Genomic DNA, 21,912 nt, shown 5'->3' with positions numbered 1-21,912 from the left:
TCGGGCGGCACTGTATGCGCGTCTGGCGGCGCGTAGGCTGGGATGATAATCCCAGCTTTTTCATCCAACATCCCGATGTTGGGATTGCCATCCCAGCCTACGCGCCGCCAGACGCGCATACAGTGCGGACACAAGCCTACGGTGACGGGTACGTGGAATAGATCAGAGCATCCCTACGGCCTTTAACCTTGGCATCGGCCTGTAACAATGGAAGCTGGACGTAACCGCCACTAGATGGCTAATGCCGGGAATGTGGCCCTAGTGCCTCGCCACCCCTGGTAGCGCAAATAGCCCGCTCCACATCAACCGAAGAGCTAGCGCCGTGCTCAGGGAACATCGACGAATTCTCTATGGGAGCCTTCCTATTTGAGAGCTCTATGGATGTTGCGCCAACGAGCGCCATGAGATGGCGTACCTCGTCGGCCGTCATTTCCTCATCAAGCTCCACAGTGACTACGGCATGCCCCATTTGTGCCGGCTCAGGAAGGCGGCTCGGCGAGCGCAGCTCCGACACCTTCCGATGCTCTCGACGGCCCTGATGGCTGATGCTGGAGACCACCGACGTCGGCGCGCTGGAACTTGCGGCCGAATTACCCACGCTTTCATCCACGCTGATCGTTACATGCGCGTGCGGCAGTCCACGCGACAGCAGCTTTCCTTCGGCAGAGGCCGCAGCGAACTGAGTATCAAACTTGGCAATCATGAGATTCGGCATGTTCCCGACTCCCTCGATAGCGGACGGCAATCCATACTAAGCCGACGCTTGGAATCGTTCCGTGATGACCTCCTTGCCAGGGCGGATAAAGGTTAAGAACCGACCAATGGCGTCACGTGAAACATGAGCGTCGCACCAAGAAACCGACGTATTCCCAAGCGCTGCTCCTTACGTAGCGTGTTGGCTGCACAACAAATGGGTTCTATTGGCGTGTAGAAACACCCCGTTCACGACTCTAGGATTGGTATCTCATCTCAGGGCAACGAGGTAACGATTGCCGCGGAGCCAACCAGCTTCCGGTAGCGCCGATATCATCAATCTCGCCATAAAGCGGTACGAAATACCCTCTCCGAAAAACGTCTGAACAACGCACACCATGCGTGAGCTCCCCATCTTGTTCGGAGCGTGAAGCGTAGCCCGCCGCCCGCGAGATGATTGGACTCCCATAGTCGTGCGTCCATTGGATGGACCGGCGACCTATCGGCGATGCCATAGCCCATGGCCAATTACAAGCCGGAACACGACCAACCGCTGATCTCTATGGTCGCAATGACGAACCAAGCCCCTCGCGACTGCGGATTGAGCCAGTTCTCGCGGAACGGTGCAACAAGCAGCGTGCCCATGGCAGAAGGGTCTTTTCTTCGTGCCCATATGGTCAAGGCTATGGTGCCGGGCGCCGGTGGCTGAAGCGCGCGCAAGCACCATCAGGTTATACATGGAAGATCGATGGTTCTCGTGCTGGCCAGCGCCGTCACAACCAGTCAATGGCGTGCGTTTGTGAAGCGCAGTAGGCTCTGATCAGCCAAAGTTCAAAGGGTGCCCCATGCTCGCTTCGCTGCTGCGGCTATTCGGACGACCCCTTGCTCGTTATCTTAGCAAGCCTTTGAAACACTACGCACCTGTAGCCATGATGCCAGCACGGCACTTGGCGACGATCTTGCTCCCCGGTGACGTATTGCTGATCGAAGGATCATCGCGCGTCAGCGTGGCAATCAAGTACCTCACTCAGTCGACTTGGTCACATGCAGCCCTTTATCTCGGTGCCGAAGCACGCGCTAAAACAGGGCACGACATGCCGATGTTGATCGAGGCCGATATGCAGGAGGGTGTGCGCCTGGTTCCTCTGACGCACTACGAATATGTGCATACACGCATCTGCCGCCCGTTGGGATTGACATCTGACGATGTGCAACGACTGATCGCCGATGCTTTGACCCATGTTGGACAGACCTATGACCTGGGAAATCTCCTCGATCTGGCGCGCTACCTGCTTCCGACGCCACCGGTGCCGACCCACTGGCGCCGGCGGATGATCGCGCTCGGCAGTGGCGACCCCACCAAAGCCGTCTGCTCAAGCCTGATTGCAACGCTATTTCAAAACATTCGCTACCCCATTCTTCCTGATATCGAACATGTGCCGGTAGAACATCCAGGACGAGATGCCTATTGCGCAGAGATTCTGCATATCCGTAGCAGTAGTCTGTATGCGCCGCGCGACTTCGATATCTCGCCGTATTTCCAGATCATCAAACCGGATTTACCCGCGGGCTTCGACTACCGAAAACTGTGCTGGGATGAACTCTACGAGCTCAAGCGTAAATGAAATTCGTCCGCCATGGCTTCATTGCCGTGGTGGCGAGATGTCGTATCGCACGATGCTAGGGATGGTCTTCCCTGGCCCGCGGGAAAGTCGACCGTTCCACGGCTATCTCTTGGTCTCTTTGAGTAGGCGCCTTGCTTATCACTATGGTGATGGGGGCATTTCCATCTGTGTGCCTATTGCTAAGCAACGCCAAGATCTACCCATGTGTGGGCTCTGCGATGGCCCCTGGATGGCTGGGACTGATCATGCCCGGCCCACTCCCATAGCCGATGTGCCAGAGCGGGCAAATGGATGGCTGCTTGCACGTGGCCCGCGCCTTGTTCGGTGCGAAGGGCGAGAAGGCACGATCCAGCACCTTGGCGACCAGGCCGCCGGGCTCATGATGGTCGCCAGGGGCTGGCTGAATCGGCGGCTCGGTGGAAAGCGCGCCCTCGTGCGTGTCTCAGGCCGAAGTCGATAGGAGGCAGTTCTTCGACGATGACCTGATCGGATGGGCGCTTTTCGCGATCCCAAATTCGCCGGTAACGCTGTCATTGGGTCAGCAATTGGTCCCAACCATGGCACTCAGGCGTTCACCGCCGCACCAGTGCGGACACAATACCCATGTTCTTCATGCACTTATGTCAAGGGGACGACACGCCACCCCTTCCCTGCTGAAGTCGAAGAAGGTAGCCGATCCCACGAGTAGGGAATCATCGATCCAGCAATTCATTTTCCAGCCAGCTACCGCGCACTCATCCCTGTAACCTTGCCGCGCACTTCAGGGGTAACTCATCCAAATGCATTCCTCCCACAACGAGCCGCATACCCGCGCATCGCTTCCGCTGGCGCCATCGCTCGACACCACCCTCGCCGACGCGGACATGCCGCGCCAATTCCGCCCGCTGGACTGGCGCGTACTCTGGATCGGCTTCGTCGCCATACTGCTGGGCGCGGTCGCTTCGCTGGTCGCCAAGGCGCTGACCGCGCTGATCGGTCTGATCACCAATCTCGCCTTCTACGGGCGCTGGAGCTATGACTTCTCCAGCCCGGCGGGCAATCACCTGGGGTGGTGGGTGGTGGTGGTGCCGGTGATCGGCGGCCTGATCGTAGGGGTGATGGCGCGCTGGGGCTCGCGGGCGATCCGCGGGCACGGCATTCCCGAAGCCATGGAGCAGGTGCTGCTCAACGAAAGCCGCATCCCCCCGCGCATGACCTGGCTGAAACCGGTTTCCTCGGCGATCGCGATCGGCACCGGCGGTCCGTTCGGTGCGGAAGGCCCGATCATCGCCACCGGTGGCGCACTCGGTTCGCTGATCGCGCAGCTGATGCACGTGACGGCCGACGAACGCAAAACCTTGCTCGCCGCCGGCGCGGCGGCCGGCATGTCGGCCGTGTTTTCGGCGCCGATTTCCGCCGTGCTGCTGGCGATCGAACTGTTGCTGTTCGAGCGCCGCGCGCGCTCGCTGATCCCAGTGGCACTCGCTGCCACCGCCGGCACCGGCTTCCGTTACCTGCTGGAAGGCAATGCGCCAATGTTCCCGATGCCAGCCGTCGCCACGCCAACCTTGCCAGCCCTGGCAGCCTATGTGCTGATGGGAGCGCTGGTGGGTGTGCTCAGCGTCTGGGTGACCAAGCTCACCTACGCCATCGAAGACAAGTTCGAGAAACTGCCGATCCACTGGATGTGGTGGCCGGCGCTGGGCGGCATCGTGGTCGGCGTAGTGGGCTATTTCCAGCCGCTTACGCTCGGCGTGGGCTACACCAACATCTCCCACATGCTGAGCGGCGAACTCACCATGGCCGCGATGCTAACGCTATGCCTGCTGAAGCTGCTGTCATGGTCGGTGGCACTGGGCAGCGGTACCTCGGGCGGCACGCTGGCGCCGCTGTTCACCATCGGTGCCGCGACGGGAGGCGTGCTTGGCTTGGCACTGGCCAGCGCAATACCATCGCTGCAGGTGGACCCGCACCTGGCAGCGCTGGTTTGCATGGCGGCGATTTTTGCCGGTGCCTCGCGCGCCTTCCTCACCTCAGTAGTGTTCGCGTTCGAAACCACGCAGCAAGCGCACGGACTGCTCCCGCTGCTTGGAGCATGCGCGGCCGCGTACCTGGTTTCTGGCTTGATGATGCGCAACACCATCATGACCGAGAAGATCGTGCGCCGTGGCGTGCGCGTGCCCTCCGACTACGCAGCTGATTACCTGGACCAGATCTATGTACGCGATGCCTGCAGCCGCAATGTGGTGAGCCTACACGCCGACCAGACGCTTACCGAAGTGCGCCATTGGCTCGCTTCCGAAGGCTCGGCCACCAAGCACCAGGGCTTCCCCGTGGTCGATGCGCACGATCAGCTGCTTGGCGTGGTGACGCGACGCCAACTCTACGATGCCGGCCTCGCCTACGATGCCAATGTGCGCTCGTTGATCCAGCGCGCTCCCCTGGTGGTGCGCGAAGACCACACTTTGCGCGAAGCCGCCGATCACATGGTGGAACGCGAAGTAGGCCGCCTGGTGGTAGTGAGCAGACAGGCACCGCATCGCATGGTGGGCATCATCACGCGCGGCGATCTGCTGGCGGCGCATGCGCGGAGACTGCACGAAGCGCGCAATGCATCGCGGCATCTGGGCAGAAAGCCTGCGGCGACCTAATATGCCACGCCCTTCCAGCGCGTAGGCTGGGATGGCAATCCCAGCACCGGGATGCAGCATGGAAAGCTGGGATTAGCATCCCAGCCTACGCGCCTCCGGACGTGCATACAGTAAGGTAAACAGCGTTTTTTTGCGGGAGTGCGCTTGCTTGAAATGCCTGGTCGTCGTCGCTCATCCCTTGAGCGCAAGCCTGTGCCAGACAATGGCGCGTTCGGTTGTCGACACCCTCTCCGCAGCTGGCCACACGGTTGTGGTGGAAGACCTTTACGGTTCGAGTTTCTCTCCTGCACTGACACCGGATGAGCGCAGCAGCTACTACGAACCAAGCTTCGACGCGGCATCCATCCATGCGCAGGCCGAAAGACTGGTCGATGCCGACGCGCTGGTGCTGGTTTTCCCAACGTGGTGGTTTGGCTTTCCCGCGGTCCTTAAAGGCTGGTTCGATCGTGTGTGGGCGCCTGGCATTGCGTATGACCATGCCTCGGACTTTGGCCCAATCCAGGCCAGACTGCGCAAACTGCGCAAAGTTTGTGCAATCACCTCGCTCGGCTCTCCCTGGTGGGTGGACCGGCTGGTGCTGAGACAACCGGTCAAGCGCATATTGAAGACCGCATTGCTTGGCACGTGTGCGCCTGCGTGCGATTTCAAGATGCTTTCGCTATACCGGGCGGAGCGGCTGTCGGCGGCGCAAGTCCAGGCGTTTAGCGCACGCATCCAGGCGACTCTTTGCAAATGGATGTAGGGATTGCACAGGCAGAATCTTGATCGCAGTCCAAAAAAAAAGCCGCCGAAAACCCGGCGGCTTTTCGTTGGAACAGGATGCGGCCGAATACCGGCTGCATCACGCCATGCTTTCGCTTACCAGTCGTAAGTAACGCCAAACTGCACCGTACGCGGTGGCTCCACCGTGGTGCCATAGGCATAGTAGGCCGACTTGTAGAGCGCACTGGGTGCCGCCGAAGTACCGTAGTTCGGATTGACGAACAGCAGGTTCTGCTCGTTGGTGACGTTACGCACCTGCAGCTGGAAGGCCAGTTTCTTGGCTGCCCATTCCGGGCGGTACTCCACCGCCAGATCCAGCGTATGCAGCCAGGGCGTATAACCGCTGGCACCAGGAGGCGACGGCATGCCGCCACACCAATGGTAGCCGCCACCGTAGGAGGCGGGGTCGGTTTCCTGCGGACCGTAGTAGCCCAGGCACTGCTTAGGCGTACCCGAAGCCAATGTCAGCGAACCACTGACGGACCATTCCGGCAGGAATTGATAGGTGCCATAAGCCTTCAACGCGTGCTTGCGCGAGTTCGTTTGCGGGCCATTGGAGTATTCCATCAGCTGGCCGAAGTCCCACTGGGTGGTGGCCGACACGGAAGTGCCGCCCTGGCCGGTCTGCGACTGCACTACGCCCTCGCTGGTGCCGTAGCTCTTGGAATACACGTAATCAACCTTGCCCCACCACTTGCCGTCCCAGGGATGCTCCAGGAACAACTCCAGCGAGTAGTAATTGCGATAAGCCCGCGGGAATCCCATTTGCGCTGGCGAAATCCAAGCTGAGGCATAGCCGCCATTGGTGTTGCGTGCCGTGATCAGATTGCTGGAACCCGGATTGATCAAGATGCTGCCGTTGACCAGCAGCGGACCGCAATTGCCGCCCGACTGGTTGGCCAGGCCAGGATTCGCCGCCAGCAGCGCATTGCAGATCGCGTAGGGGCCTTCGGCCGTGTCATCCACGATGCGGCCGAGCTTGGTCCAGGTGGCGGTAACTCCGTAGTTCCAGGCGGGATTGATCTGTTGCTGGAATCCCAGCACATAGGAATCCTGATATTCGGCGCCGAGGTTGCGCGAAGCGATCGTGATGGGATCAAGCGGCTGGCCGTAGGCGTAGTTGCCGGATACCGGCACGTTGTAGCCGGACGTCAAACCGTACGAATAGATCGGCTGCAGCCCTGTCGGCACACCGTTCGACTGGATACCGGTGTAGGTGTAGTAAACACGGGTGTACGTCGACGACGCCGACTCGCGCAGGGCCACGCCCGAGGGCAATGCCAGGAAGTAGCGACCCGCGTTGGCGAACAGCTTCATGCTGGAATCGCCCATGATGTCCCAGGAGAAACCCAGGCGCGGCGCCCACTGCGGCTTGGTCAGGCGAACGTAAGGCTGATTGGCCGGATTGTAGTTGACGAATTCTTCATCACGCACACCGAAGTTCAACAGCATGTTCGGGGTGACTTGCCAGGTATCCTTGAGGAATTGCGCGCGCTGCTGCACCTGCACCGTCGACTGGTTGACGTAGATGTACTTGTCCACCCAGTACGGCGAGCTGATGGGGGCTACGTAGGGACTGACGTTGGGACTGGTGCCAGCGATCGGAACGCCAGGGTTGCTGGCCCCGTATTCCCAGGCATAACCCGGGCCAGTCATCAACGTTCCGTCGTTGATGTCTCGCGTGGTCTGATTGTCGATACCGGCCGAGATCGTGTGATTGCCAAGCTTGTACGACAGGTCGACGCGCAGGTTGATATTTTCCGACTTATGGTTCGGATTATTCAGGTTTGAATTGACATTGTTGCTGGTGCAGGCCTGCGACGGACACAGCGCAGGATCCTCGTTATTGGCGTTGAAAATGGTCGGATCGGTAGGCGCTCCGATCTGGTTGGTGTAGTAGACACCGTCCATCTTGCCAAACAAGGCGTTCAAGGTCAGATCGTCGGTGATGTACGAGGTGAACTTGCCGCTGTAGATGGTGAACGTGTTCTTGGTCGACTGCTGGTAGCCGGCAAAATTACCCGGGCTATGGGTAGCGTAGTTGTAGTGGTAGAAGGTACCGTTGAAATCATCCGATGTCCTGATGCCGGTGAACGACAGGATATTCGAATCGGTGATGTTCCAGTCCAGCTTGGCGTAGTACTTGGGATAGGACGAGTGGTTGTGGTTCTGGTGCGAACTGCTGACCGTCGTCACCGTCTGTGTATTGTAGTGATCCGCTTCGGCAGCCAGAAAGAAGAACAGCTTGTCCTTGATCAGCGGGCCGCCGATATAGGCGTCGTAGATCTGTTCCCACTGGGTATTGCTGTTGCGATAGTCGTAAACCTTGCCGTAGTACTTGGGCGTCAGCGGATTTTCGTAGTACATGTTCTTGGTCGTGCCCTGCACGCCCGAAGGCCGCCAGAACACGGCACCACCGAACTGCCAGTTATTGGCACCGCTCTTGCCGATCTGGCTGATCACGCCACCGGTGGAGCGTCCATACTCCGGCCCATAGCCGTTGGTGAGCGTTTCCTGCTGCGAGATCGCCCCATAGGGCAACGTCACGCCGCCGGAGTTGCCGAGCGGATCGGAAGTATTGAAACCGTTGATGTAGTACGCGTTCTCGGCTGTCGACGAACCACCGAACGAAACCAGCCGCTCCCCCGTCGGCCCCTCACCCAATGAACCGGAGCCCGGCACGGTGCCAGGCGCCAACAGCGCGATCGCCGCACCACTGCGCTGCAGCGGAAGCTGCTTGAGCTGCGCGGCGGTGATCACCGTGGTCTCCTGCGTGGAACTGACATCAATCGGTGGCACGGCGTTGGCGGTTACCGTCACTGACGACAGGTTGACAGCGTTGGCCGCCGCGAAGTTGATGGTCACGGATCCGGCCGCCAGAGCCGTCACACCCTGTCTGCTATCGACCACTTTGCCGTCCTGCAGCAGGCTTAAGTCGTAGGTACCCACTGGCAAGTTGATGCTGTAGCGACCCGACTTGTCGACCGGGACGGTGCGATCGAAACCCGAACCGCCTACCACTCGCACCGTTTCGCCGCTGGCGACTGGCGCCTGACCGAAAATCGTACCCGTGGTCGACTGCGCGCCGGCACTCCCCGCAAAACCAAACCCCACCGCGATCGCCGCCGCCAGCGCGCCACGCCGCATGGGCGCCCGATACACGGACGCAACTTTCTTGATGCCCATACACCCTCCCCTAACCCTTGCAGTTGAAATCATTTTCGCTTTTTTTGAAAAGCGTATTCGACCGTAGTGGACGAAATAATTAAATGTCAACGATTATCAAACATGCAAAGATCGTTTTTATCTATTCGAAAAATACAATATTTATTTCGACATCGACGATGCATAATTCCGCACAATCGACCGGACAATCAGATTTCGATCCCAACAAAAATCTATTACGAAAAATTCCTAGGAAATAGTCCAAGGAGAGCACCCCTGCGGCTTTGCGCGTCAAAAGCAGACAATTAAGCACAACGTTAAAACCGACGGTCGCGCAAATAGCAAAATCCCTTCCAACCTTCATCGTGCAGATATCGTCATCCATAACAAATAATCAAGCATGATTATTGATACTTGAAGGACCGCAATCGTCGAATTGAAATTGACAAATACCCTTACGCCCACAACCATTTCGACGCCTACAAGGATCAAGCATGCGTAGGCGGATAGATATTGACCAACCAACGGAGAGAAACAATGAAGTTTTTCAGCTTTAGGGTTTTGCTTGGTTTGATCGTCTTCTTGGGAGTGGCAGCCAACGCATGGGCGGTAAGGCCGTATGCACTCGCCTACACCTATTTCGATGCGTCAGGGCGTATCGTCGGGGCTCAGACCGCCTACTGCGATGGCTCCGCCTATCATGGCGGCACACTGAACACGGCTTACTATATTTACGCATCAACACCGTGCACCCTGCCTTGTCAACCGGGTGGCTATGACGGAGGGTCATGCGGCGGGCCTTATACGCCACCCAGCCAGTCGATCGTGCCTGGCACGGGTGTCGTCAATTACGCGCTACCAGGCGCGGAAACGATTCAGCAGGCTTGCCAGGTGGCACAGTGCCTTGGCGGCAGCGTCATGCCAAACAACTGGAATTACGGATTCCCTTGGTATCCTGGTTTCCAGTGACAGCGTGCATTCAAGATGAGGAGAGCCCCTTTGAGGGGCTCTCTTGTCATCAACATCTGGACGGTCCACTAAATTACTCGCCACAAGCAGCGCTTACAGCGAAGACTCACGCCACCGCATCATCCGCCGCCACGAAACCACCGGTCTGGCGCTGCCACAAGCGCGCATACAGCCCCTCATGCCTGATCAGCTGCGCATGCGTGCCGGTCTCCACCACCCTGCCCTTGTCCATCACCACCAGACGATCCATCCGCGCGATGGTGGAAAGGCGATGCGCGATGGCAATCACCGTCTTGCCTTCCATCAACAGCTCCAGGCTTTCCTGGATGGCGGCTTCCACTTCCGAATCCAGCGCGGAAGTCGCTTCGTCGAGCACCAGGATCGGCGCGTCCTTCAGCAGCACGCGCGCGATGGCGATGCGCTGGCGCTGGCCGCCGGACAGTTTTACGCCGCGCTCGCCGACATGGGCATCCAGCCCGAGGCGGCCTTCACCGTCGACCAGGCTGGGAATGAACTCATCGGCGCGCGCCTTGCGAATCGCATCGTTGAGCTGGGCCTCGGTGGCGTCGGGGCGGCCATAGAGCAGATTGTCACGCACCGAGCGGTGCAGCAGCGAGGTGTCTTGTGTGACCACTCCGATCTGCGAGCGCAGGCTTTCCTGGGTGACCTGCGAGATGTCGATGCCGTCAACATAGATGTGCCCGCCTTCCAGGTCATAAAGGCGCAACAGCACGTTCACCAGCGTAGATTTGCCGGCACCGGAAGGGCCGACCAGGCCGATCTTTTCACCGGCACGCACCGCCAGCTTCAGGCCGGAGATCACGCCACCCTGCTTGCCGTAATGAAAATGGATGTCCTCGAAGCGCACTTCGCCGGCCACCACCTCCAACGGCATGGCTCCTTCCTTGTCCTGCACGGCACGCGGCTGCGCGATGCTGGTGATGCCATCCTGCACGGTGCCGATGTTTTCGAAAATGCCGTTGACCACCCACATGATCCAGCCGGACATGTTGTTGATGCGAATCACCAGGCCGGTCGAAAGCGCAATCGCGCCAACCGTGACCCGGCCCTGGCTCCACAGCCAGACTGCCAGCGCCGAAGTGCCGACGATGAGAAATCCGTTGAGCGTGGTGATGCTGATGTCCATCGCCGTGGTGAGGCGCGTCATGCTACGCAGCTTTTCGGTCGAATCCGCCATTGCGTCCGCCACGTAGTCTTCTTCGCGGCTGTTGTGCGAGAACAGCTTGAGCGTGAGCAAGTTGCTGTAGCCGTCCACGATGCGGCCCATCAGTTTGGAACGTGCCTCCGAGGCCGCCCACGAACGCTTGCGCGTGCGCGGAATGAAGATGTACAGCGTGCCCACATAACCGAACAGCCACACCATCAACGGCATGGCCAGCCACCAGTCGGCCCTGGCAAACAGCACGACGGCGCTGCCGTAGTAGATCGCCACGTACCAGATCGCGTCGACGATCTGCACGGCCGACTCGCGCAGCGACGCGCCCGTCTGCATGATGCGGTTGGCGATGCGGCCGGCGTAATCGTTCTGAAAAAAGCCCAGACTCTGGCGAATGACGTAGCGATGGTTCTGCCAGCGAATGCGGTTGGTGAGACTGGGCACGATCGCCTGGTTCACCAGCATGTCATGCGCGCCGATGAACAACGGGCGCAACGCCAGGGCAACCAATCCCATCCACAGCAGTTCCCGCCCATGGATGGCAAAAAAATCCTTGCCCGGTACGCCCTTGGCCATGTCCACGATGCTGCCGACAAAGCCGAACAGGGACACTTCCACCAGTGCCACGCCAAAGCCCACCACGATCGCCGCAGCGAACACCGGCCACACCTGGCGCAGATAAAACAGGTAGAAGCCCCCCACGGACTGGGGCGGCATCGTGTCGACCGGGTCCTTGAAGGCGTCGATCAGGGATTCAAACCAGCGGAAGATCATGGCGCGGGGTCCATTCAGGCCATAGTTAGATGGAGCTGAAGGGGCACTATACAAGACGACGAAGCAACAATTGACCGTAAGGGGCCTCATTCGGATCATGCCGGCCATGCCTAACTTTCTCCGTAAGCTCGTTACCCCATGCCTGCTGGCTGGCTCACTGCTGTTTGCAGCACACCCGGCCCTTGCGCAGAACGCGTCCGATTCATCCAATGCGCCGGCCAGCGCCAGTTCCACGCAAGCCCCGGCGCAAACGCTGATCGCCCTCAGCAGGCAACTGGATGGCCTCAAGACGACGTTCAACAGCAAGTCGAGCGATAGATCGTTGAAAGATCTGCGCAATCAGGCTGGCGAAGTGCAGCAGCAGGCCGATCAGCTGGCGCAAACGCTCACTCCCGAGCTGGAAAACCTGCAGACGCGGCTGAGCGTGCTCGGCCCTGCCCCGGCGCCGGGCGCTCCGCCGGAGACGGCGGCGGTGAGCCAACAGCGGCGCCAACTTGAGCGCGACAAGTCCAGGCTGGATGGGCAGATCAAGCAGGTGCAATTGCTCAGCCAGGATGCCGTCAAGCTCGCCACGCAGATCGTCGAGGCACACAACGAGCAATTCCAGGCGCAGCTGGGTTCGCGCGCGGCTTCCCCGCTGGGCCTCGCCTTCTGGCGGGACCTGACGAACGCCTTTGCAGACGACATGGCGCGCTATGGACGCGTCAAGGAGCTGCTGCTCGAAGATGCCGGCATCGCATGGCAACCCGACACGCGGCAACCGCTGCTGCTATGCCTGATCGGAGCGCTGTTGCTGATCGTGCCCGGCCGGGCACTCGCCGAACGCGTGGCGCTGACCATCGCCAGCCGCTACCTGCCTGAAGGACACCTGCGACGCAGCGCAATGACCGCCACCTTCACCCTCACCGTCACCCTGTCGATCGGACTTGCAGCGTGGCTGGTGTACCAGGGCTTCAACTGGAACGACACGCTGGGCGAGGAAGTGGAAACCTTCGCCCTGGCCCTCGTGCGTTCGGTGTTCTTCTCCGCCTTCGTCGCCGGGCTGGGCCGGGCGCTGCTTTCGGTGCGGCATCCTTCCTGGCGCCTGCCGGCATTGAGCAAGTTCACCGCGCGCAGCCTGCGCTGGTTTCCATGGCTGCTGGGTGGCGCGTTCCTGCTGCTTGGCTTGCTCGAGCGGCTGAATGCGCTTGCAGGTGCAAGCCTGCCGGCGACGGTTTGTACGCGCGCGTTTCTCGCCCTGCTGATCACCGGCCTCGCCGGTGTCGCCTTGACGCGAGCCAAGCGCGCGCGCACCACGCAGAGGGAGCAGGGCGAGAAACCGCCCCAGCACGCGCTATGGGTGGGCATGCTGTTCGGATTGGCCATGCTCGGCGTACTGGTGGCGTGGTTGGCCGTGCTTACCGGCTACGTGGCGCTGGGATTCTTCATTTCCTGGCAGATGCTGTGGATCGGCATGATCGTGGCATCGCTGTATATGCTTTCGCACCTGCAGCGAGATCTGTTCCATACCCTGCTCAATCCGCATGGACGCAGCGGCCATCGCCTGCAAGCTACCTTCAGCATCCAGCCCGGCACGCTGGAGCAGGCATCGACCCTGCTCTCGGCCATCACCCAGATCCTGTTGCTGCTGGTGTCCGTGGGCGTGCTGCTGGTGCCGTTCGGTGGCGGCCCACAGGACATCTTCGCGCACATCGGCAACGTATTCTCCAGCCTCAAGGTGGGCCAGCTCACCATCAAGCCGGGGGCGATTTTCAGCGCCGTGCTGGTGTTCGCGCTGGGAATGGTGGCGGTTCGTGTCGTGCGCCGTTGGCTGGCCGAACAATTGCTGCCCAAGACGACGCTCGACGTCGGCATGCAGAACTCGCTCGTCACGCTGATCAACTATGTCGCCGTGGTGATCGTCGTGGCGCTGGCTCTGCGAACCGCCGACGTCAGCCTGGAGAGCCTGACATGGATCGCCAGCGCCTTGTCGGTAGGCATCGGCTTCGGCTTGCAGGCGATCGTGCAGAATTTCATTTCCGGCCTGATCCTGCTGGCCGAGCGGCCGGTGAAAGTCGGCGACTGGGTGAGCATGCCCGGCGTGGAAGGCGACATCCGCCGCATCAACGTGCGCGCCACCGAAATCCAGCTGAGCGACCGCTCCACCATGATCGTGCCGAACTCGCAGTTCATCACGCAGAACCTGCGCAATGTCACGCACGGTAACGCACTGGGCCGCGTGAAGCTGAGCCTGCCGATGCCGCTGGATACCGATGCGGCGAAGATGCGCCAGATCATGCTCGAAGCCTTGCAGGCGAACGAGGCAACCCTGGATACGCCGGCACCAGTCGTGACGCTGGATGACATCACTCCTGCGGCAATGACCTTCACTGGCGTGGCTTACGTGCGCAGCCCACGTGAAGCATCAGCCGTGAAGAGTGCGTTGTTGTTCGACATCCTGGCGCGGCTCGCGAAGGCACAGCTGCCGCTGTCGACGCCGCAAAGCATGATCGTGAGGAACCTGGGGCCATTGGGCGAAGACAGTCCGGCGGCGCCAGGGCAATGATGGGCAGGCTGGGATGACAATCCCAGCATCGCCGCGCAACATGCAATACGATGCTGGGACTATCATCCCAGCCTACGAAAGCGCCGGGTTTCTCCCATGGGTTTTCAGCGCATAGTCCCCGCCCCGCCCCTGGCCTCCGTCATCGAGGCGGTCTGGGACTGGGACATGCCGGCCGGCACGCTCCGCTACGAACGCATCCTGCCCGGGCCGGGCGCCGGACTCATCATCAACCTGCTGGAAGACGAAACGCGTGTCTACCAGGACGACGAAAGCCGCCACTGCCTGCGCGCATCCGGCAGCGTGATCGGTGGACCCTATCGGCATAGCTGGATCATCGATACCGCCGAGCAGGTGCGCGTGATGGGCGTAAATTTCCGCCCTGGCGGCGTGCATGCGCTGATCGGCATCAGCGCCGAGGAACTGGGCGTGCGGGATATCAATCTCCAAGACATGTTCGGAGCGAACGCGCGCAGATTGCGGCAGCGTCTGCTCGAAACCGTGTGCCCCATGCAACGGCTCGCACTGTTGGAGCAATGGTTGTGCAAGCTGTGCGATGAACCCACCTGGGATGCAGTCATCCTGCACGCGGCAGCCACGCTGGCGCGAGTGCAGGAGGTACCGGGCATTGGCCGACTGCAGCGGGAAAGCGGCTATTCCGCCCATCGTTTCGGCCTGCTGTTTCGCCATCACATCGGTATGACGGCAAAACAATATGCACGACTGATGCGTTTTCGTGCGGTGGTGGCGATGGCGCACCCCGCTGCGCAGCCCGATTGGGTACGCATCGCCGTCGACGGCGGCTATTGCGACCAGGCCCACATGAGCCACGAATTCCGCCGTTTCGCCGGCATCACGCCGTCCGAATTCGCCGGCTCCCGCGGGCCTTATCCCAATCACGTACCCGTCTGACCGCCACAAAAAAATCTACAAGACGCACGCTGCGCGACGGAATAGCTTGAACCCACTTTCCAACGGGACGTTCTGGCCATGAACAACATAGTCAAGCAAGGCAGCACCATCATTCCCTACCTGCGCTACCGCGACGCCCATGCCGCCATCGACTGGCTGTGCAAGGCATTCGGCTTCGAAAAGCATGCGGTGTACGAAAACGAGCACGGACGGGTGATGCACGCGCAACTGGTGTACGGCGGCGGCATGCTGATGCTCTGCGACGTCAGTCCAGGCGGTTTCAGCGTACACATGGCACAGCCCGATGAAATCCAGGGCCGTGAAACGCAATGCGCGTGCATTCACGCCAGCGATTGCAAGGCGCACTACGAGCGCGCGAAGGCAGCGGGGGCGGATATCGTCGAGGAGTATGCGGAAAAGGAGTATGGCGGCGCAGGTTATGCGTGCCGCGATCCGCAAGGGCATCTGTGGTGGATCGGCAGTTACGATCCGTGGCAGGCACAATGACCTGCAGTCCTAAGATGCTCCGCCCCGGCGCAAGCCGGGGCGGAGCATCGGCATCAGCTTACTGGCACTTCTCGTTCTTCGCCGCGTGGTAGCCGGCTGCCTGCGCATCCGCCGCGCTCATGTACTTGCCTTCCTTGGTCTTGCCGTACCACTTGCTGCCCTGGCAGTGGTAGCTCTTGGTCTTGGAGCCGGTGTTCACCCACACCTGGCCCGCGCCGCCACCAGCTGCCGGCGTGGCGGCCGGTTCCGGCTTCGCGGCTGCCGCGGGCTTGGCGGCGGCGGCCGGAGCAGCAGCGGCAGCAGACGTGCTGGCTGCGCCGCTGGCCGACTTGTTGATGCCCTTATGTCCGTGGCACGCGCCCTTGGTGGTGCTTACGGTCTGCGACGTACCGTCATTGCATTGCACCGTCATGCTGCCTTCGGCAGCGGGAGCCTGCTGTGCGAAAAGCGGAGCAGCCATCAGCGACGCTGCCAGTACTGCGATCAGTCCGAACGATTTCATGGGATTCCCTCCAGCTATGACTTGCTCTGATTTAAGGAAGCGCGCCGTCCGTAATGAACGGTGTCCCCCTACGTGCCATCCTACCTTGAAGATGGCACCCCTAAGCGCCTGTCACCTACAGCGCCCGCGGCGGCAACTATGCCTGAAAACAAGTCAGCCAACATGACAGCCCGCTCGCGTCAGCGCGCCTGGTTTAGCTTCGGTTTCGCGACGGCTTGCGGCCGGGCGACGGCGTACATCGCCCAGCTGATGTCCTTGTACAAGCCAAAGCGATCGTCCCCGACCCGGTACAAGTCGAAGTGCGTGCGGTCAGGGATGAAGCGGAATTCGGCATGCGCACCCACGCTGTCCAGCACCGCTTTCAGTCGATGCGCCGCACCGTCCAGATAGAAGGTATCCGCCGTACCGACGTAGAGATGGATCTTGGCGTCGAGATCGGGCTTCAATGCCGGCCAGTTGCTTTGCAGGCGATGCGCGATGTCGTAGTGATCGTGCCAATACGCGACGACCTCAGGGTCGACGTCGCCGGTGTCGCGATCGAACATGGGTTGCGGCCGGCCATCTTTGCCACGAGGCGAGAACACCCATTCGAAAGATGCCAGCTGCCCACCGTATGCCCCCAGTACGCGTTCCATCTTCGCAAACTGCTCGAACGTGCCCAGCACCTTGCCCTTGTCGCGCACCAGCGGCCACGGCGTGCCGTCCGGCTTGCGATAGACGTTGGCATGCGCCGCATACAGGTCCGAACCGGTGAAGTCGTGGAAGTCGCTAGGATCCGGCGAGGTGGACCAGGTGCCGCCGAAGACCTTCGGATAGCGCGTCTGCAGCCACAGCGTGGCCCAGCCGCCGGAAGAATGGCCGTTGAGGAAGCGCCCTTTGGCGTTGCCGTCCATGTGGTACTTCGATTCCAAGTACGGAATCAGTTCCGTGGTCAGCGCCTGACCCCACGGGCCGTTGTTCACCGAATCAGCGAACTCATGCGTGCCGGTGGCGCTGGACTCGTCCAGGAACACCCAGATCATCGGCGGCATCTGGCCACTGCTCATGCCGGCCTGCACGTAGGCCATGGGACGCAGCAAACGATCCTTGTTGCTGGTAAAGCCATGCGTGAAATACACGGTGGGATAGCGCTTGCCTGAAGCCGCGTCGTAGCCCGGCGGCAACAGCACATAGCCGTACATGTGGATGGCGCGACCCCAGAACTTGGAAAGCTCGGGACTGACGAAATCGAGCGGCTGCGCTTGTTGGTGCACCGTCTTGGCTGCATCACGCAAATTGGCCGGCGCCGAATCCGGCAGCACCCAGGGGTTGTTCGCGGTGACGGTTTGATCCAGCTTGATGGCCGGGACGTCGCCGTCCGGCAGATGCGCGGAAATCACATCGCTCAGCAGATCGCCGGCATCGCGTTCCAGGTAGTTGTAGTTGTGATGGACGTCCAATACCGCCTGCACCACGTAATCGCCGGCCGGAAGCTTTGACCAGGCATCGGGAAAGGCCTGCGCATCGACGTCGATGTCGATGGTCTGGCCCGGCACCATCCGCTCGACTTCCTGGGCCGCAATCGCCGTTTGGGTGGGATGGAACGGATCGGCGTCGACTTCCGTCACCTTGCCGTCCCTGCTTTCGGCCTTCGCCGCACCAGCCTCTTCCGCGAACAGCAACAGGCGGCCCGATACGGGCTGGGTCTGGCTGCCGCCGAGCTGGACATGGAAGTAGTGGTGGGTGGGGATGGCTGGGCTTTCCTGGCGGGCACTGGCGTAGAGGGTGGCCAGCAAACCGGCGCCCAGCAGTGCGCCTAGTACGAGTGGACGTGAATGCATGAGTGTCTCCCCTGGATAGGCTGGGATGGCAATCCCAGCTCCGTATGCAGCTTGTTTATGCTGGGATTGCCATCCCAGCCTACGCATTACTTGGCCTTTACCGGCGTCAAGCGCAAATCCTGGAAATCAAAGCTGAAATCGGTCAGCGGCGAAATCGGTGCCATGCGCACTTCACGCACATGGCCATCCGCGTCGAGCGCGAAGTTCACAAAGGCATCCGCGTTCAAGGAACGGTCGTCCCAGCGCACGATGAAGCTGTCGTGTTGCCATGGTGTCATCGTGCCCAGCAGTTGCTTGGTCTTGCTGAAGCGCAGACGCAGCTTGCCGCCTTCATTGCCGACGATGATGTCGCCGTACCACGGATCGCGGTAGGTGCCCGCATAGTCCGCCAACGGCAGCGAGGGCTTGCCCTTCGTATCGCGCGCGGTCTGGTGCTTGTTCCAGTTGTCGTCCGCCTTGCCTTGCGCGTGCTTCACGGCCTGGTCGTAGACCGCCACCCAATCGGTCTTGCCCGCTTGATGGAGGTAAGCGTCCAGCACGCGATAGGTCACGGCATTGAATGCGGCCCCGGATTCCTGGTTGGTAAGCACCACCACGCCCAGCTTCAAGCCCGGCACCAGGGTGACGCGCGACACCATCCCAGGCCAGCCGCCGGTGTGCCATACCAGTTTTTCGCCGTGGTAGTCGCTGAGGAACCAGCCCTCGCCGTAGCCGGAGAAATTCGGCATCAGCGGCTGCAAGGCCGGGATCGGCGGCTTGTTCACCGGGATCGGCGTAAGCATGGTCCACATCTGGTTCTGGCTGTCCTCAGAGAACAGGTGGCGTGGCTTGCCATCGCTGCCAGTACCAGGCAGTTCGCCGCCACTCAGCTCCACGTTCATCCATTTGGCCAGGTCGTGCACACTGGCGTAGATGCCGCCGGCACCCGGATTGTTGGTCCAGGCCATCGGCGGCACCGGCTTGAGATCCTTGAAGTCGTACAGCGCATGGCCCGTGGCAACGTCCATGCCAGGCTTCAAGTAGGTCATGTCGACCAGCGACTCATCCATGCCTACGGGCTTGAAGATGTGCTCGCGGATGTAATCGGCATAGCTCTGGCCCGACACCTTTTCGATCACCAGGGTGGCGACGGCAAACAGTATGTTGTCGTACGCATAGTGGCTGCGAAAACCATTGGCGATCGGCACCTTGGCCAGGCGCTCCACCACTTCCTTGGTGCTGTAGCCGGTGGGCGGCCAGTACAACAGGTCGCCCGCGCCCAGGCTCAAGCCGCTGCGATGCGCAAGCAGGTCGCGTACACGCATGTCGTGCGTCACGTAGGGGTCGGACATCTGAAACCATGGCAGGTAGTCCGTCACCCGGCCATCCATGTCCAGCTTGTCCTGCTCGGCCAGCATCTGCAGCGCGGCGGCGGTAAAGGCCTTGGTGTTGGAGGCGATTGCGAACAGCGTATGCGCATCCACCTTTTCCGGCTTGCCTGCTTCGCGCAGACCGTAGCCTTGCTCCAGCACCACCTTGCCGTCCTTGACGATCGCCACGGCAATGCCCGGCACGTTGAAAGCCTTGCGCGCATCGTCCACGTAGACGCCGAAATCCTGCATTACCGGCGGCAATGCCGGTTGCGCGTTTTCCTGCCCGCCGTCCGCCGTGAGCGCCTGCGGCGAACACCAAGCCGGCGCCATGGCGGTCAGAGACAACAAGGCACAGCACCCGGCGACTCGCAGGTTCAGCGAAGGAAAAGTCATGGCGACTCCGTGGACGGCAAAGCCGGCAGTCTAGCGTGCCGGCAACCATCTGCATGCTGTGCCGTAGGTTGGGGTGCAACCCCCAACGCTACGCCGCACAGCTATGGCATGTGGGCCTGCCTTACCTACCGCGCGCGAGGCGCGTCCAGCCAAGGCGCCAACGACACATACCAGATGTTGTCGCTACCGTTGTCCCAGCTCTCCATGCGCTCCAGTGCCGCTTTGGCCTGTTCCGGCGTAAGCGGGAAGCTCAGCCGCGTCCGCCGGTCGCTGGTGTAGTAAAGAGTTCGATGATCGGGGCCGATGTGCGCGCCCCATTGGCTCCACCCGCCCGGCTTGCCGTTGATCGCCTCGCCCAGGTCGATCGCCTTGCCCCAGTGATCGCCCTGGCGGAACGCGATGTAAAAATTCCCCATGTCGCCCTTCTTGGCCGCGTCGCTCATGTTGAACACCATGAAGGATTGGTCCGGTGCGATGGCAGGATCATGCGTGGCAGCCGCCGGATCGCCCACCGCTACTCGCGCTGCAGGTTGGTAGGTGCCATGCGCAAACGCCGAAGCGTAGACATGGAACACGCCCTGCTCGTCCGGGTGGATGAAATACAAGCTGCCGTCCGCAGCGACGCTCGGCGCATAGGTGCGATCGCTGGCATTGACGGCATCAGGCAAGTGCACCGGCGTGCCCCAGCCGTCACCCTTGCGGTCCACCCGCCACAAATGGCCAAATCCCGGAGCGGGTTTGGCGGCACCAGGCGCCACCGGTCGATTGGAAACGAACACCAGATAGGAACCGTCCGGCGCCATGGTCGGGTCATGATCGCCCCATTGCCCCGAGAAGGACGCGATCTGCGGCTTGCTCCAATCACCGTGTTCTCTATGCGAAACCAGGATCATGGAGCCGACATCGAAATAGACCGTGTTTCCATCCGGCGTGAACGCAGGGCAAGCTTCGCCGGCCGGTCCGGAAATCACTCCCGGTGCGAAAACCTGCGGCTGTTGCACGGGGGCTTCCGCTGCAAACGACGAACAGACTGCACTGAACAAACCGACCGCGACCATCCAGCTGAGAGGCTTGCGGAGCATGGCGTGCTTTTCCTGTGGAAGGGGGAAGTCGCTGTATAGCCCCCGGCATGGGCTGTCGCATGTCCTTAAAGTCACTCCAGCACACGGGCATGTAATCACGCAAGGCACTACACTGCGCACATCGCCAACCAGGAATCCGCGGTGTCCCTGCCTCGCTTCATCCCCCTCGTGCTGCTCGCCGCGCTGATCGGCGCGATCGTGTTCTGGAACCGGCATGCCCCACCACCGGCCAGCATGGAATCGCACGGCAATGTCGCGCTGCCAACCATGGGGCACTACAACTGTCCCGCCGCGAAAGCCAATCTACCGGACTACATGCCGGCGGAAGCCTGCGTGACGTTGACGGCAATCGTGCAAGGCGGTCCGTTTCCATACGCGCAGGACGGCGTAGTGTTCGGTAATTATGAGGGCCTGTTGCCCCAGCAGCCGCGCGGTTATTACCACGAGTACACAGTGCCGACGCCGGATGCGCGCAACCGTGGTACCCGACGCATCATTACCGGCGGTACACCGCCCACGGTGTTCTACTACACCGATGATCATTACCGCAGCTTCAAGTCTTTCCAGGTGAATCGATGAGCGCGGAAGGCGCCCTCGACCTGACCCAGGCGAACGACGGCGGCGTGTATTTCGTCGATGCCGCCGACTTCGACGCGATCGTTGCCGCCGCCGAGCAAGGCCAGCTGCATGTATGTCGCGCCGACCTGATCGGCTGCCACGACAAGACCGAATTATTGCGCCGCCTTGCCGCGTCGCTCAGTGTGCCCAACGGCTTCGGCCAGAACTGGGACGCTCTGCTGGACAGTCTGCGCGACCTCGGCTGGCTGCAAGGCAGCGGCCACGCCTTGCTGCTTGACCATGCCAACGATCTACGGCAGGCGGGGCCTAAGGATTTCGATACGCTGCTGGCTATCCTGCACGAGTCGGCCCGTTTTGCGATCGACCAGCAGCGCCCGTTCTTCGCCTTTCTCAGCCTGCCCGAACACCCGATGGCCATGCCCTCGTAA

General features: G+C 61.0%; 16 protein-coding genes. 9 read left to right on the top strand and 7 right to left on the bottom strand.

From position 1 onward, the window contains the following. Positions 1-238 precede the first annotated feature (238 nt). A complete protein-coding gene (locus EKH80_RS05960) occupies positions 239-715 on the bottom strand; it encodes a hypothetical protein (protein ID WP_126683805.1) in 477 nt (158 codons plus the stop codon). An 823-nt stretch (positions 716-1,538) separates the two neighbouring features. Here EKH80_RS05960 and EKH80_RS05955 point away from each other — a divergent pair. The 3 genes from EKH80_RS05955 (at position 1,539) to EKH80_RS05945 (ending at position 5,690) form a co-directional block, all read left to right on the top strand. Further along, on the top strand, positions 1,539-2,318 hold the full coding sequence (locus EKH80_RS05955) for a YiiX/YebB-like N1pC/P60 family cysteine hydrolase (protein WP_126683804.1): 780 nt from the start codon (positions 1,539-1,541) through the stop codon (positions 2,316-2,318). Between the two features lie 863 nt (positions 2,319-3,181). Continuing rightward, entirely contained in the window at positions 3,182-4,948 is a 1,767-nt protein-coding gene (locus EKH80_RS05950; RefSeq protein ID WP_126683874.1) for a chloride channel protein, read from the top strand. Between the two features lie 148 nt (positions 4,949-5,096). Next, complete coding sequence (locus EKH80_RS05945; RefSeq protein ID WP_126683803.1) at positions 5,097-5,690, top strand: NAD(P)H-dependent oxidoreductase; 594 nt, start codon at positions 5,097-5,099, stop codon at positions 5,688-5,690. Positions 5,691-5,806: 116 nt separating this feature from the next. Here EKH80_RS05945 and EKH80_RS05940 read toward each other — a convergent pair whose 3' ends face one another. Then, the gene (locus EKH80_RS05940) at positions 5,807-8,896 is read right to left on the bottom strand and encodes a TonB-dependent receptor (protein WP_230473447.1); all 3,090 of its coding nucleotides are present in this window, start codon (positions 8,894-8,896) and stop codon (positions 5,807-5,809) included. Between the two features lie 516 nt (positions 8,897-9,412). On the opposite strand from EKH80_RS05940, the gene EKH80_RS05935 reads away from it, so the two are divergent. Then, the gene (locus EKH80_RS05935; RefSeq protein ID WP_126683802.1) at positions 9,413-9,844 is read left to right on the top strand and encodes a DUF6289 family protein; all 432 of its coding nucleotides are present in this window, start codon (positions 9,413-9,415) and stop codon (positions 9,842-9,844) included. Positions 9,845-9,950: 106 nt separating this feature from the next. Here the strand turns inward: EKH80_RS05935 and EKH80_RS05930 are convergent, their stop codons facing one another. Beyond that, on the bottom strand, positions 9,951-11,792 hold the full coding sequence (locus EKH80_RS05930) for an ABC transporter ATP-binding protein (protein ID WP_196240344.1): 1,842 nt from the start codon (positions 11,790-11,792) through the stop codon (positions 9,951-9,953). A 109-nt stretch (positions 11,793-11,901) separates the two neighbouring features. On the opposite strand from EKH80_RS05930, the gene EKH80_RS05925 reads away from it, so the two are divergent. From EKH80_RS05925 to EKH80_RS05915, 3 genes are all read left to right on the top strand, one after another. Further along, positions 11,902-14,340 carry a DUF3772 domain-containing protein gene (locus tag EKH80_RS05925; protein ID WP_126683800.1) on the top strand — a complete coding sequence of 813 codons (2,439 nt, stop codon included), beginning with the start codon at positions 11,902-11,904 and terminating at the stop codon, positions 14,338-14,340. Positions 14,341-14,436: 96 nt separating this feature from the next. Continuing rightward, complete coding sequence (locus tag EKH80_RS05920; protein ID WP_126683799.1) at positions 14,437-15,249, top strand: helix-turn-helix domain-containing protein; 813 nt, start codon at positions 14,437-14,439, stop codon at positions 15,247-15,249. A 72-nt stretch (positions 15,250-15,321) separates the two neighbouring features. Further along, positions 15,322-15,756 (top strand): VOC family protein, encoded by a 435-nt coding sequence (locus EKH80_RS05915; protein ID WP_425481132.1) that lies wholly within the window; start codon positions 15,322-15,324, stop codon positions 15,754-15,756. A 58-nt stretch (positions 15,757-15,814) separates the two neighbouring features. Here the strand turns inward: EKH80_RS05915 and EKH80_RS05910 are convergent, their stop codons facing one another. From EKH80_RS05910 to EKH80_RS05895, 4 genes are all read right to left on the bottom strand, one after another. Continuing rightward, positions 15,815-16,258 carry a hypothetical protein gene (locus tag EKH80_RS05910; protein ID WP_126683797.1) on the bottom strand — a complete coding sequence of 148 codons (444 nt, stop codon included), beginning with the start codon at positions 16,256-16,258 and terminating at the stop codon, positions 15,815-15,817. A 179-nt stretch (positions 16,259-16,437) separates the two neighbouring features. Next, positions 16,438-18,078 carry an alpha/beta hydrolase gene (locus tag EKH80_RS05905; protein ID WP_126683796.1) on the bottom strand — a complete coding sequence of 547 codons (1,641 nt, stop codon included), beginning with the start codon at positions 18,076-18,078 and terminating at the stop codon, positions 16,438-16,440. An 86-nt stretch (positions 18,079-18,164) separates the two neighbouring features. Beyond that, positions 18,165-19,823 (bottom strand): serine hydrolase, encoded by a 1,659-nt coding sequence (locus EKH80_RS05900; RefSeq protein ID WP_126683795.1) that lies wholly within the window; start codon positions 19,821-19,823, stop codon positions 18,165-18,167. A 125-nt stretch (positions 19,824-19,948) separates the two neighbouring features. Then, positions 19,949-20,905 (bottom strand): TolB family protein, encoded by a 957-nt coding sequence (locus EKH80_RS05895; protein WP_126683794.1) that lies wholly within the window; start codon positions 20,903-20,905, stop codon positions 19,949-19,951. A 147-nt stretch (positions 20,906-21,052) separates the two neighbouring features. Here EKH80_RS05895 and EKH80_RS05890 point away from each other — a divergent pair, with 147 nt between their 5' ends. Both EKH80_RS05890 and EKH80_RS05885 read left to right on the top strand, forming a co-directional pair. Beyond that, positions 21,053-21,484 carry a guanyl-specific ribonuclease gene (locus EKH80_RS05890; protein WP_230473455.1) on the top strand — a complete coding sequence of 144 codons (432 nt, stop codon included), beginning with the start codon at positions 21,053-21,055 and terminating at the stop codon, positions 21,482-21,484. Beyond that, a complete protein-coding gene (locus EKH80_RS05885) occupies positions 21,481-21,912 on the top strand; it encodes a barstar family protein (protein ID WP_126683793.1) in 432 nt (143 codons plus the stop codon). Before EKH80_RS05890 ends, EKH80_RS05885 begins: the two co-directional genes overlap by 4 nt.

Origin of the sequence: Dyella choica, from assembly GCF_003977665.1 — a bacterium.
Classification (GTDB): Bacteria; Pseudomonadota; Gammaproteobacteria; order Xanthomonadales; family Rhodanobacteraceae; genus Dyella_B; species Dyella_B choica.
This window is presented reverse-complemented; position numbering and strand designations above follow the sequence as displayed.

What these genes read in the sequence shown, in the direction of transcription:
- EKH80_RS05960 (WP_126683805.1), bottom strand. Translation starts at nt 715, where the DNA reads ATGCCGAATCTCATGATTGCCAAGTTTGATACTCAGTTCGCTGCGGCC.
- EKH80_RS05955 (WP_126683804.1), top strand. Translation starts at nt 1,539, where the DNA reads ATGCTCGCTTCGCTGCTGCGGCTATTCGGACGACCCCTTGCTCGTTAT.
- EKH80_RS05950 (WP_126683874.1), top strand. Translation starts at nt 3,182, where the DNA reads ATGCCGCGCCAATTCCGCCCGCTGGACTGGCGCGTACTCTGGATCGGC.
- EKH80_RS05940 (WP_230473447.1), bottom strand. Translation starts at nt 8,896, where the DNA reads ATGGGCATCAAGAAAGTTGCGTCCGTGTATCGGGCGCCCATGCGGCGT.
- EKH80_RS05935 (WP_126683802.1), top strand. Translation starts at nt 9,413, where the DNA reads ATGAAGTTTTTCAGCTTTAGGGTTTTGCTTGGTTTGATCGTCTTCTTG.
- EKH80_RS05925 (WP_126683800.1), top strand. Translation starts at nt 11,902, where the DNA reads ATGCCTAACTTTCTCCGTAAGCTCGTTACCCCATGCCTGCTGGCTGGC.
- EKH80_RS05920 (WP_126683799.1), top strand. Translation starts at nt 14,437, where the DNA reads ATGGGTTTTCAGCGCATAGTCCCCGCCCCGCCCCTGGCCTCCGTCATC.
- EKH80_RS05910 (WP_126683797.1), bottom strand. Translation starts at nt 16,258, where the DNA reads ATGAAATCGTTCGGACTGATCGCAGTACTGGCAGCGTCGCTGATGGCT.
- EKH80_RS05905 (WP_126683796.1), bottom strand. Translation starts at nt 18,078, where the DNA reads ATGCATTCACGTCCACTCGTACTAGGCGCACTGCTGGGCGCCGGTTTG.
- EKH80_RS05900 (WP_126683795.1), bottom strand. Translation starts at nt 19,823, where the DNA reads ATGACTTTTCCTTCGCTGAACCTGCGAGTCGCCGGGTGCTGTGCCTTG.
- EKH80_RS05895 (WP_126683794.1), bottom strand. Translation starts at nt 20,905, where the DNA reads ATGCTCCGCAAGCCTCTCAGCTGGATGGTCGCGGTCGGTTTGTTCAGT.
- EKH80_RS05885 (WP_126683793.1), top strand. Translation starts at nt 21,481, where the DNA reads ATGAGCGCGGAAGGCGCCCTCGACCTGACCCAGGCGAACGACGGCGGC.